Raw genomic sequence first — 12088 nt, forward strand, 5'->3', positions numbered from 1 at the left:
AAACGACTAGATAGCCATACAAAAGACCGTCTGAAGAAAATTTCAGACGGTCTTTTATCATTAAATCAATTTATTATGCAGGAATACGCAATTTCTGACCCACGTAAATTTTATCAGGGTGGCTCAACATTGGTTTGTTCGCTTCAAAGATTTTCATGTATTGGTTGGCATCGCCGTAGTATTTTTTCGCGATGGCAGACAAAGTGTCGCCACTGACTACATCGTGATATTGCGCTGCTGCTTCGGCAGGGAATTGCAGGTTGTTGTCGACATCAGAAACGCCGGTTACGTTGCCTGCCGCCAAAACTGCTTTTTCAGCCGCTTCTTGCGAAGGAGCCGAGCCATTCAAGGTAACTTTACCGCTGGCGCCGTCAAAAGCCACTGCCAAGCCGGTCAGGCCTAAGTTTTGTTTCTCGATGTACGTTTGGATGGCTGCTGCTGCTTTGGTGTTCAAATCATCGACGTTGGCTGCTGCTTGTGCGGCCACTTCTTTTTCGTCTTTGCCAAACAGTTTTTCTCCTGCATTTTTAATAAAGCTGAACAAACCCATAAATCCACTCCTTTAAATTAAATGTGTTTAAAAAATTCGGGCTATCCGAATAAATCAATAATCATACGAAACACGCCGAAATACAAGCAGGGCAAGGCTTGTATTACCTTGTTTTACAAATGCGGGCGGCCAGTCTTCATTATTGCTACAATAACAATCTGAAACTTTACCCACAACCCCACCATGAACAACGAAATCACTTTGCTCACCCTTTTTCTGCTCGGCTTTTTCGGCGGTGGCCATTGCGCAGGCATGTGCGGCGGTTTAAGCAGCGCGTTTGTATTGCAGCTGCCGCCCAACCTGAATCGGGCAGGATTGATTATCCTGCTGAACTTGGGGCGTGTGGGCAGTTATGTGCTGATTGGTTTGATTTTGGGCTTGGTCGGCCAAGTCGGGATTTCGTTGGATGAAACACGGTGGCTGCAAAATATCCTGTATGTGGCGGCAAATGTGTTGTTGCTGCTGCTGGGGCTTTATTTGGCGGGCATTTCCAGCATGGCAACCAAAATCGAAGGATTGGGGCGGCCGGTGTGGAAGCGCTTAAATCCTGTGTTGAACAAACTGTTGCCTATCCGCTCGGTTCCGGCTTGTTTTGCCGTGGGTATGCTGTGGGGCTGGCTGCCCTGCGGCTTGGTCTACAGTGCGTCTTTGTATGCCTTAGGAAGCGGCAATGCATGGCATGGCGGCCTCTATATGCTGGCGTTTGCGTTGGGCACGCTGCCGAATTTGCTGGCGATGGGCTTCTTTGCTGCGCAATTGAAAAGCTTTCTGCAAAACCGTAAAGTGCGCTTCATTGCCGGTTTGCTGGTGGCTGCGTGGGCAGTGTGGCGTTTGGCGGTATTTTTTATGTAGCTAGACACAACGATAAAAGGCCGTCTGAAAGAATCTGTTTCAGACGGCCTTTTGTTTCAGAAATAGTTTGCGTTGTTTATAACTTCCACAACATACGCAGTGCAATCAACAGCAGTAGCACGCCGAAAGTTTTTTTCAGTTTATCGGCAGACAGCTTATGCGCAAGCTTTACACCCAATGGGGCAAACAGCATGGTGGCTATGCTCAACACCAAGACAGCGGGTAAATAGATAAAACACAGCGAGCCTTCAGGTAAATTGGAAATCTGCCGGCCTGCCGCCAAATAACCGATTGTGCCCGCTACGGCAACCGGCCATGCGAGGCCGCTGGATGTGCCGATGGCGCGGTGTGAAGGCATGTTGCAATACATTAAAAACGGCACCGACAATGAACCACCGCCCACACCGACCCAGCTTGATGCCGTGCCGAAAATCACGCCTACGCTGCTAAGTCCGGCGAAGCCGGGCAAACGGCGTGAAGGCACGGCCTTACTGTTCATGAGTGTACGCAGGGCAATCAGCGTGATGAAGACGATAAAGAAGATTTGCAGCCCGTAAGTGGGAATGAATTTGGCCGAAGCCGCGCCGATAAATACTCCACCAATCATGCCGGGCGACATTTTGCCGACAGTCGGCCAGTCGATAGAGCGCTTTTTGTGTTGTGCATAAATGCTGGATAAGGTGGTGAACAACATCACCGCAAATGACGAACCAATGGCCAAATGCTGGGCGTAAGGGTGTTCGCCGCCGTATTGCAAATGCAATACCCACAAAACAATCGGCACGATAATCGTGCCGCCGCCGACGCCGAATAAGCCGGCCAAAAAACCGGCCGCGCAGCCGCCGGCCAGCAGCGCGAGAATTACATCAAGATTAATCATAAAACATTAAACGGTTTTGTGGCGGCGTTTGCGTAACCAACGGCGCGCCGCCAAAATATAGCCCGACAGGCTGTAGCCAAAGAAGAACAGGAATAACACCAGCGACGGTTCCCATGTCACCAGCAGCAAAACCAACACGGCCAATACCATGCCCATAAACGGCACTTTGCGGCGGATATTGATTTCTTTGAAGCTCCAAAACGGGATTTGTACAATCATCGACAAACCGGCAAACAGCGTAATACCCAGCGCCCACCAATGCACACCGGGGAAGCGCTCGACGCTGTGGTTGACCCAAATCAGACCGACAATCAGCGCAGCGGCAGTCGGGCTGGGAATGCCGATAAACCAGCGTTTGTCCACTTTGCCGATTAAGGTATTGAACAAAGCCAAACGCAAAGCGGCGCAAGCGCAATAGATAAATGCTACCGAGTAGCCGATTTTGCCGAATTGCCAAAGCTGCCATTTATAGGCAATCAACGCAGGTGCCACGCCGAAGCTGACCATGTCGGCCAGGCTGTCGAGCTGTTCGCCGAATGCGCTTTGCGAATTGGTCAGGCGTGCTACGCGGCCGTCCATGCCGTCGAGCAGCATAGCAATAAACACTGCAATCGCCGCCGTTTCGTAATGGCCGTGCATGGCTTGGGTGATGGCGTAAAATGCGGCGAAGAGCGCCGCAATCGTGAAAGAATTGGGCAAAAGGTAAATGCTGTTCTGACGTAAAGACGCGCGTGGCGGAATCGGGTTGGGATTTTCCATGTTTTCCATATTTTTCCGTAAGAATGCATATTATTGAAGTAGGGATACCTTATACTGTTTCTCAAATGATGGCAACTCTCAAACAGAACAGCTTGCGTATCGGCGGTTTTCGTATTTTTGCCGGCGTGGAAGCGGCGTCACGAAAAATCAAACAAATCGGGTTGCGCCGTTTCACCGGTGACGCGCACATCGGTTTCACCATCGGCAAACACGATATGCAGTTTTTGCCCTTGTTTCAATCCGGCCGAACTTCGCACCACTTGGCCGCGGCTGTTTTTCACCACCGAAAAACCGCGTGCCAAAATATGCTGCGGCGACACGGCTTCCAACAGCGCGGATTGCTTTTCCAAGGTTTGCCGGCGTTGCTTCAGCAAAATGGCAAACGATTGCGTTAAAGCCGTCTGAAATTGCACGACTTCTCGTTTCGGCGGTGAAACATCAGGGCGTAAGTGCTGCAAAACCTGTGTTTGGCGCAACAATTGTTGCGCATTAAAGCGGTGGTTCTGCTGCATGGCAAAGCGCAAATGCTGCGCCAAACCCTGCAACTGCACACGCTGTTCGTTTAATTTTTGGCGCGGGTGGCGGATTTGCCGCGCCAGCCAATCCACTTTTTGACTGGCATCATAATAACGCTGCTGCAACACCGTTTTCAGACGGCCTTGCGCCTGTGTCAATTTGTGCAGCAATTCCAAACGGTTGGGGCTGACCAATTCCGCCGCGCCGGTCGGCGTGGGCGCGCGTACATCAGCGACAAAATCCGCCAGCGTGAAATCAGTTTCATGCCCGACGCCGCTAACCACGGGAATTACACATCGTTCAATCGCCCGCACTACCGGCTCTTCGTTAAACGCCCATAAGTCTTCAATGCTGCCGCCGCCGCGACACACAATCAACACATCGCATTCCGCCCGCGCCGAGGCCGTCTGAATCGCTTGGGCAATCTGCAATTCGCTGCCTGCACCTTGCACCGCGGTCGGAAAAATAATCACCGGAATTTCCGGCGCACGGCGTTTCAGCGTCGACACCACATCACGCAAAGCCGCCGCCGCCAAGCTGGTAACAATGCCGATGGTTTGCGGATGAGTGGGCAGCGGTTTTTTGCGTTCCAAATCAAACACGCCTTCAAGCTGCAATTTGGCTTTCAGCTTCTCATAAGCCTCATACAAACGCCCCAAACCGACCATGCGTATTTCATTAACCGTAATCTGAAATTCGCCGCGCGCTTCGTAAATACTGATTTTGCCGCTGACTTCAATATGATCGCCTTTCTTTAAAGGCTGGCTCAAACGTGCCGCTGCCCCCTTAAACATCGCACAACGTACCTGCGCGCGGCTGTCTTTCAACGAAAAATAATAATGCCCGCTCGCCGCCCGCGTGAGATTCGACACCTCGCCCGCAATCCATAAGCCGGAAAGATGGTCTTCCAGCAGGTTTTTGGCCAGCGCATTGAGTTCGGAAACGGATAGGGAAGCGGCAGTAAATAAATCGGACATGGCGGGTGTTGGTGATTGGGGAAAGTCGGGATTATAAAGGTTTTCAGACGGCCTTTGTAGGATACCGATTCAATGCTATAGTAATGAACTAAAAACATACTATACGGGAAGAACATGAAACATATTTTGATTGATTTTGAAAATGTGCAGCCGCAAGCAGAGCAATTAAACGGATTGGATGATAAAAGCTGTCATATTTGGTTGTTTTTGGGGAAATTGCAGCAAAAGAGCCTATCGGTTGAGTTGTGCGAAGCGTTGTGCCGTTTTGGTAAAAATGTTCATTTTGTTCGTGTTGCTAAAACAGGCAAAAATGTGCTCGATTTTTACTTGGCTTATTATTTGGGCAAAATTACAGAACAGGATGATGAAGCATTAATTTGTATTTTGTCGCGTGATGGTGGTTTTGATGTTTTGGTTGAGCATTTGGAAGATGGGGACACTGCAAAGGGATTGTGCGATTGGCAGCATTGGACGAAGCGCGAAAAAATGAAGTTGAATTGTTGGAAAGGGTGAAAGTAGAAAGGCCGTCTGAAAATGCCGATAACAAAATGATTCAGGAAGAGCTTGTCGTAGAAGCATATAAGCGTGCTGCTTTTATCGGAGAGTGTACGAAAAAAGTTTTCTTTGAGTTGATGAGGCCGGACGCATTCAAGCCCAGCGTGATGGGTAATTTACAGACGCGCTTACTCACTATTTTGGCATCAGATTTGCAACCGTTTAATCACGAAGAAAAAATGGCGGCAGTTGCATTGGTGCTTCAGAAGTTAAAAGATAAGCAATTTATCACGCAAAATGCAGATACCAATTTTGTGGAATATCATCTGAACAGTAATGATATTTTAGAGAGATTAACGCAAAAACTGGTTCAATCAAAAGTAAAGAGCGTGGAAGGCGCAAAAAATGTTTTGACCAACCAAGCTAAAATTTTATTTTTCGATATTGACCAAAACACAATCAGCGATATTTTGAAATATTGTGAGCGGGAAGGTATGTTGAGAATTAAGGACCAGAAAATAGAATATCCTCCGTTTCCTTTGGTTGTGCCTATTCCTTCGCAAAGTATTATTGTCAGCAAAGAAGAAGACGTTAAAATTATGCAGAAGGTGGCGGAATTTTTTAATAAATCTGCGAAAAACAAGCCTGCAAGTGTCAAGACGTTAACCAATTCTTTTAAATCAACTTTAAAGTTAAGTGATAAGCAAATTGAAAAGCTAATAAAAGTTTTGGTTGATAAGAAGAAGTTTGCTGTTGGCACAACAGGAAAAATAACCTACAAAAAGTAAAGGCCGTCTGAATGCCCAAGCTGCATCAAATCATCGAACAACATTGGCAACAGCCCAAGCCGTGGCTTCGTGTTTTGCTGAAGCCTCTGTCGGCCGTGTTCGCCCGTATTGCGGCCAAGCGGCGGCAGGATTTTTTGGCGGGGCGCACGCCGAGCGAAAAATTGCCTGTGCCGATAGTGGTTGTGGGCAATATCCACGCAGGCGGCGCGGGTAAAACACCGATTGTGTCCGCGCTGGTGTCGGGTTTGCAGCAGCGCGGGCTAAACGTGGGCATCATCAGCCGTGGCTATGGGCGGACGGAAAAAGATGTGCATGTGTTAACTGTAGACAGCACCGCCGCGCAAGCCGGCGACGAGCCTTTGCTGCTGTACCGCCAAACCGGTGCGCCGGTGGCGGTGGGCAGCCGTCGGGTGGAGGCCGGTCGGGCGTTGCTCGCGGCTCATCCGCATGTGCAAATCATTGTGGCTGATGACGGTCTGCAACACTATGCTTTGCAGCGCGATGTAGAGATTGTGGTGTTTCCCTTCGCCGATACCGCGCGCGATGATTTGGATTGGCTGCCCAACGGCGGTTTGCGCGAGCCTTTATCGCGTTTGGCTTCGGTGGCTGCGGTGGTGGTGAGTGGTGGGCAGAATCCGGCATTCAGGCCGTCTGAGCATATGTTTGCCAGCCATATCGAAACCGGCCAGATTTACCGCTTGAACCAGCCGTCTGAAAAATTGGATTTAGGCCGTCTGAAAAACAGCCGTGCCGCAGCAGCAGCAGGCATTGCCAAGCCCGAGCGCTTTTTTAATTCTTTGCGTGCGCTGGGCATTGAACTGCAACAAACGCTCGCATTGCCCGACCATGCCGCCATCACGCCGCAGGATTTGCCACGCGCCGATTTTGTGTTCATCACTGAAAAAGATGCGGTGAAACTTTCAGACGGCCTCGATTCCGATGCTTTAAATCATGTGTGGGTATTGCCTATTTGTGCGATAATCGAGCCTGATTTAGCTGATTTTGTATTAGGCCGTCTGAATATCGAATCGTCATCGAAACGGTTTGATTAAGATTGAATCAAATACGCCGGACGACCACCAAACACTTTCCCAAAGAAAGCCGAAACCATGGAAAAAAAATTCTTAGATATTTTGGTCTGCCCCGTGACCAAAGGCCCGCTCGAATACCATCAAGACAAGCAGGAATTGTGGAGCCGCCAAGCGAAATTGGCTTATCCGATTCGTGACGGTATTCCTTATATGCTGCAAAACGAAGCGCGTGAATTAACCGAAGAGGAATTGCACGCATGACCGAATTTGTGGTGTTGATTCCGGCGCGTTTGTCGTCTTCACGTTTGCCGGGTAAGGCGTTGGCCGATATTCACGGCAAACCGATGGTGGTGCGTGTGGCAGAACAGGCCGCCAAAAGCCATGCAGCGCGCGTGGTGGTGGCCACCGATCACGCCGATATTCAAGCGGCTTGCGAGGCGCACGGTGTGGAAGTGGTGATGACTGCGGATACGCATGAGAGCGGCAGCACGCGTTTGGCCGAAGCGGTGAAAACGCTCAATCTCCCACAACATTTGATTGTGGTGAACGTGCAGGGCGACGAGCCGTTAATCGAGCCGGAGCTGATTAACCGCACTGCCGAAGTGTTGGTGGAAAACAATGTGCAAATGGCCACCGCCGCTCATGAATTGCACGATTTCGATGAATTTATGAATCCGAACGTGGTGAAAGTGTTGCTGGATAAAAACCGCAATGCCATGTATTTCAGCCGGGCGCCGATTCCGTTTCCGCGCGACACCATGCGCGAAAATCTGCGTGCATTGCCGCAGGAAACGCCGGTTTTGCGCCACATCGGCATTTATGCCTACCGTGCCGGTTTCCTGAAACGCTATGCCGAGATGAGTGTGTCGCCGTTGGAAACCATTGAATCGTTGGAACAGTTGCGTGTGTTGTGGCACGGCTTTCCCATTGCGGTGGAAGTCACCTCACATGCACCGGCCGCCGGCGTGGATACGCAAGAGGATTTAGAGCGTGTGCTGCAGGCGTTTCAAGCATAAATACATACAGGCCGAGATCTTTGCAAAATCCCCACCTTTGGCACATTTCTTCGTTGCACGCTGCCCGAAAGCTTACCTATCTTCGTGATATGTCTTCGCTTTCTGTGCCGCGACAACTTTGAACTGCACTCGAATCTAGGGTTTTGCAAAGGTCTCAGGCCATTCTGAAAACCGTGCGCTTGCCGCAAACCTTTTCAGACGGCGTGTAAAGTATTATGATAGTAATGTAAAAATCATTAACACAAACAGAGGACAAACCATGAAAGTATTATTGTTGGGTGCACCAGGCGCAGGTAAAGGCACGCAGGCGCAATTTATCACCGCCGCTTTCGGCATTCCGCAAATTTCCACGGGCGACATGTTGCGCGCCGCCATCAAAGCCGGCACGCCGCTGGGTTTGGAAGCGAAAAAAATCATCGACGAGGGTGGTCTGGTGCGCGACGACATCATCATCGGCATGGTTAAAGAGCGCATCGCCCAAGATGACTGCAAAGACGGTTTCCTGTTCGACGGTTTTCCACGTACCTTGGCGCAAGCCGAAGCCATGGTTGAAGCCGGCGTGGATTTGGATGCGGTAGTAGAAATCGACGTACCCGACAGTGTGATTGTCGACCGCATGAGCGGCCGCCGTGTGCATTTGCCGTCAGGCCGTACTTACCATGTTGCTTACAATCCGCCGAAAACCGAAGGCAAAGACGACGTGACCGGCGAAGATTTGATCCAACGTGATGACGACAAAGAAGAAACCGTGAAAAAACGCTTGGATGTGTACCACGAGCAAACCGAAGTGCTGGTGGATTTTTACAGCAAACTGGAAGGCGAACACGCGCCGAAATACATCAAAGTTGACGGCACCCAAGCCGTTGAGGCGGTAAAAGAGCAAGTATTGACTGAATTGGGTAAATAATTTTGTACCCATGATAAAGATAAAAAGGCCGTCTGAAAAAATTTTTTCAGACGGCCTTTTTGTATGGAAAAACTGTTAAAATCCAGATGAACTGATGATAAAGGCTGGTGCGGATTCCGCCGTTCGGCTTGCTTTGATAGGAATCATAATGAACCCGTTAATCACTGATTTTCACCTGCCGCAAACCCGTACGCCGGTAATAGTGGCCTTGGATTTTGCCAACGAAGCCGGTACGCTGAATTTTGTGCGCACGCTCGACCCGGGCCTGTGTCAAATCAAAATCGGCAAAGAATTGTTTACCGCAACCGGCCGGCCGTTGGCGGAAAAGCTGATTAACCAAGGCTTTAAACTATTCTTGGATTTGAAATACCACGATATTCCGAATACCGTAGCCCAAGCCTGCCGCGTGGCGGCCGATATGGGTGTGTGGATGGTTGATTTGCACGCTTCGGGCGGCCGCCGCATGATGGAAGCCGCGGCCGAAGCCATTGCCAATCATGCGCAAAAACCGCTGCTGATCGGTGTGACCGTATTGACCAGTATGGAACAAAGCGACATGGCGGAAATCGGTTTGGACATCGAGCCGGAGCAGCAAGTGTTGCGCTTGGCTAAATTAACCCAAAGCTCGGGCTTGGACGGTGTTGTCTGTTCGCCTTTGGAAGCCGCGCCGTTGCGCCGCGAATTAGGCGAAGATTTTGTGTTGGTAACACCGGGCATCCGCTTGGATATTGCCGGTAACAACGATGACCAACGCCGCATCATGACCCCTACCGAAGCCCTGACCGCCGGTTCGACTTATTTGGTGATGGGGCGCCCGGTGACGCAAGCCGCTGACCCGATTGCCGTGTTGCGTGAAGTGAACCGAGTGGCCAATCCGACGGAATAATTTCAGACGGCCTTAAAACCAGAGCGGGTTGAAAAACAAATAGCATTGAATGAAAAAAGCATATCGGCGTGAGCGCGAAAAACGATTCACGCCATCAGGCAGTATACCCAAATCAGGAATTCCATATGGTACAAAAATTCCAAGCAGCAGATGTACAACAACGTTTTGCCCAAGCCCGCGTGCTGGTGGTGGGCGATGTCATGCTCGACCGTTATTGGTTCGGCGACGTATCGCGCATTTCGCCTGAAGCACCGGTTCCTGTGGCGAAAATCAATCAAATCGACCAACGTGCTGGCGGGGCGGCCAATGTGGCGCGCAATATTGCTTCCTTGGGTGGTAAGGCCGGATTGTTGTCGGTAACCGGCCATGACGAAGCGGCCGATTCGCTCGACCGGCTTATGCAGCAGGACGGCGTGGAATCTTATTTAATGCGCGACGGACAAATCGCCACTACGGTCAAGTTGCGCGTGGTTGCCCGCAACCAGCAATTGATTCGTTTGGATTTTGAAGAATTACCGCATCACGAAGTGTTGGAACAGGTGAAAGAGCGTTATCAGGAAGTGTTGCCTGATTACGATGCGGTGATTTTTTCTGATTACGGCAAAGGCGGTCTGACCCACATCGCCGACATGATTGACTGGGCGAAACAGGCGGGAAAAATCGTGTTGATTGACCCGAAAGGCGATGATTACGAAAAATATGCCGGCGCGACTTTGATTACGCCAAACCGCAGCGAATTGAAAGAAGTGGCCGGCAGCTGGCGCAACGAAGACGAGTTGACCGACAAAGCACAATACTTGCGCCGTCACCTTGATTTGACCGCTATTTTGCTGACCCGCAGTGAAGAAGGCATGACGCTGTTTAACGACGGCGAAGCGGTATACCAGCCGACGCGTGCGCAGGAAGTCTATGACGTTTCCGGCGCGGGCGACACCGTGATTGCCGGCATGGGCTTGGCGATGGCGGCCGGTTTTACCATGCCCGAATCCATGCATTTGGCCAATACCGCCGCCGGTGTGGTGGTGGCGAAATTGGGGACGGCGGTTTGCTCGTTTGATGAATTGCAAACCGCGTTGGCCGACCAATAAACATCGAATATTCAACGATTCAGACGGCCTTGATTCAATAGGCTGTCTGAAAAACAAAAGGAATTGTTATGACCATCATCGTAACCGGCGCGGCCGGCTTTATCGGCAGCAACATTGTCAAAGCGCTGAATGCACGCGGCATCACCGACATCGTGGCGGTGGATAACCTGACGCGCGGCGAAAAATTCAAAAATCTGGCCGAATGCGAAATCAGCCATTATCTCGACAAACACGAATTTATCCGCCAAGTGCGCGGACATGCCTTGCCTTATGATGATATTGAAGCTGTGTTCCACCAAGGCGCGTGTTCCGATACCATGAACCACGACGGCCTGTATATGATGGACAACAACTATCAATATACGCTGGATTTGCTGGATTGGTGTCAAGATGAGCATATTCCGTTCCTCTATGCGTCCAGCGCGGCGGTGTACGGCAAGGGCGAGATTTTCCGCGAAGAGCGCGAATTGGAAAAACCGCTGAATGTGTACGGCTATTCAAAATTTCTGTTCGACCAAGTATTGCGCCGCCGCATGGAAGAGGGCTTGACCGCGCAAGTAGTGGGCTTCCGCTATTTCAATGTTTACGGCCAAATGGAGCAGCACAAAGGCCGCATGGCTTCGGTGGCTTTCCATCATTTCAACCAATACCGTGAAAACGGCTATGTGAATCTGTTCGGCGCCAATGATGGTTACGGCAACGGCGAGCAGACCCGCGATTTCGTCAGCGTGGAAGACGTGGCGAAAGTGAATCTGTTCTTCTTCGATAATCCTGAATTGTCGGGCATTTTCAACTTAGGCACAGGCCGCAGCCAGCAGTTTAACGACTTGGCCGCCGCCACCGTCAATGCCTGCCGCTCTGCCGAAGGCAAGCCGGAAATGAGCTTGGACGAATTAGTGAAAGAAGAATTGATTCGCTACATTCCGTTTCCCGACGCGTTAAAAGGCAAATACCAGAGCTTTACCCAAGCCGATATCAGCAAACTGCGTGCAGCCGGTTACAATGAATCTTTCTTTGATGTCAAAGAAGGCGTGAGCCGCTATGTGCACTGGATGTTGGCGAACTTGGTTTAAATGCCGAATGCTATCTCCAGGCCGTCTGAAATGCTTTCAGGCGGCCTGTGATCTTTGTTAGAAAGTATCAGTACAAACAAATCAGAATTTACAATATTCACCGTTTATGCTTTAATTTTCCTTAACCGAAACAGGGGTGCTGCGCCATGCGCGGCTGAGAATTACCCTTATACCACCCGATCAGGATAATACCTGCGTGGGAGTTTCAGCGAGTTTATTTTTCAGACGGCCTTGTTGAATCCATCAGGCCGTCTGAAACCCCAAACGCCG

14 protein-coding genes and 1 riboswitch are annotated in these 12088 nt (G+C 50.5%); of the genes, 10 read left to right on the forward strand and 4 right to left on the reverse strand.

All coding sequences use genetic code 11. The features are described from left to right. Positions 1–73: 73 nt before the first annotated feature. Positions 74–550: a peptidoglycan-binding protein LysM gene (lysM, locus tag CGZ65_RS03270; protein ID WP_096294806.1), complete on the reverse strand. Its 477-nt coding sequence runs from the start codon at positions 548–550 to the stop codon at positions 74–76. A 183-nt stretch (positions 551–733) separates the two neighbouring features. Here lysM and CGZ65_RS03275 point away from each other — a divergent pair, with 183 nt between their 5' ends. Beyond that, the gene (locus tag CGZ65_RS03275; protein ID WP_096294807.1) at positions 734–1402 is read left to right on the forward strand and encodes a sulfite exporter TauE/SafE family protein; all 669 of its coding nucleotides are present in this window, start codon (positions 734–736) and stop codon (positions 1400–1402) included. A gap of 76 nt (positions 1403–1478) precedes the next feature. Here CGZ65_RS03275 and CGZ65_RS03280 read toward each other — a convergent pair whose 3' ends face one another. The 3 genes from CGZ65_RS03280 to xseA form a co-directional block, all read right to left on the reverse strand. Next, positions 1479–2282 carry a sulfite exporter TauE/SafE family protein gene (locus CGZ65_RS03280; RefSeq protein WP_096294808.1) on the reverse strand — a complete coding sequence of 268 codons (804 nt, stop codon included), beginning with the start codon at positions 2280–2282 and terminating at the stop codon, positions 1479–1481. Positions 2283–2288: 6 nt separating this feature from the next. Then, positions 2289–3041 (reverse strand): CDP-diacylglycerol--serine O-phosphatidyltransferase, encoded by a 753-nt coding sequence (pssA, locus tag CGZ65_RS03285; RefSeq protein ID WP_378595251.1) that lies wholly within the window; start codon positions 3039–3041, stop codon positions 2289–2291. Between the two features lie 137 nt (positions 3042–3178). Next, positions 3179–4534: an exodeoxyribonuclease VII large subunit gene (xseA, locus tag CGZ65_RS03290; protein WP_096294810.1), complete on the reverse strand. Its 1356-nt coding sequence runs from the start codon at positions 4532–4534 to the stop codon at positions 3179–3181. Positions 4535–4648: 114 nt separating this feature from the next. On the opposite strand from xseA, the gene CGZ65_RS03295 reads away from it, so the two are divergent. The 9 genes from CGZ65_RS03295 to rfaD all read left to right on the forward strand — a co-directional run bounded on the left by CGZ65_RS03295 (position 4649) and on the right by rfaD (position 11818). Further along, on the forward strand, positions 4649–5047 hold the full coding sequence (locus CGZ65_RS03295) for a PIN domain-containing protein (RefSeq protein ID WP_096294811.1): 399 nt from the start codon (positions 4649–4651) through the stop codon (positions 5045–5047). After that, entirely contained in the window at positions 4993–5817 is an 825-nt protein-coding gene (locus CGZ65_RS03300) for a hypothetical protein (RefSeq protein WP_157742689.1), read from the forward strand. The genes CGZ65_RS03295 and CGZ65_RS03300 overlap by 55 nt, the downstream gene beginning before the upstream one ends. Before the next feature lie 11 nt (positions 5818–5828). Further along, on the forward strand, positions 5829–6869 hold the full coding sequence (lpxK, locus tag CGZ65_RS03305; protein ID WP_096294813.1) for a tetraacyldisaccharide 4'-kinase: 1041 nt from the start codon (positions 5829–5831) through the stop codon (positions 6867–6869). Positions 6870–6926: 57 nt separating this feature from the next. Next, positions 6927–7109 (forward strand): Trm112 family protein, encoded by a 183-nt coding sequence (locus CGZ65_RS03310; RefSeq protein WP_096294814.1) that lies wholly within the window; start codon positions 6927–6929, stop codon positions 7107–7109. Continuing rightward, the gene (gene kdsB, locus CGZ65_RS03315; protein ID WP_096294815.1) at positions 7106–7864 is read left to right on the forward strand and encodes a 3-deoxy-manno-octulosonate cytidylyltransferase; all 759 of its coding nucleotides are present in this window, start codon (positions 7106–7108) and stop codon (positions 7862–7864) included. Before CGZ65_RS03310 ends, kdsB begins: the two co-directional genes overlap by 4 nt. Positions 7865–8123: 259 nt before the next feature. Then, positions 8124–8771, forward strand: coding sequence for an adenylate kinase (gene adk / locus CGZ65_RS03320; protein ID WP_096294816.1), 648 nt, complete (start codon positions 8124–8126; stop codon positions 8769–8771). A 148-nt stretch (positions 8772–8919) separates the two neighbouring features. Further along, positions 8920–9657 (forward strand): orotidine-5'-phosphate decarboxylase, encoded by a 738-nt coding sequence (pyrF, locus tag CGZ65_RS03325; RefSeq protein WP_096294817.1) that lies wholly within the window; start codon positions 8920–8922, stop codon positions 9655–9657. 125 nt (positions 9658–9782) lie between these two features. Next, complete coding sequence (gene rfaE1 / locus CGZ65_RS03330; protein WP_096294818.1) at positions 9783–10745, forward strand: D-glycero-beta-D-manno-heptose-7-phosphate kinase; 963 nt, start codon at positions 9783–9785, stop codon at positions 10743–10745. Between the two features lie 68 nt (positions 10746–10813). Further along, a complete protein-coding gene (rfaD, locus tag CGZ65_RS03335; protein WP_096294819.1) occupies positions 10814–11818 on the forward strand; it encodes an ADP-glyceromanno-heptose 6-epimerase in 1005 nt (334 codons plus the stop codon). Between the two features lie 122 nt (positions 11819–11940). Then, positions 11941–12037, forward strand: a riboswitch (TPP riboswitch). Positions 12038–12088 lie beyond the last annotated feature (51 nt).

It is taken from the genome of Neisseria weixii (assembly GCF_002327085.1).
Lineage (GTDB): Bacteria > Pseudomonadota > Gammaproteobacteria > Burkholderiales > Neisseriaceae > Neisseria > Neisseria weixii.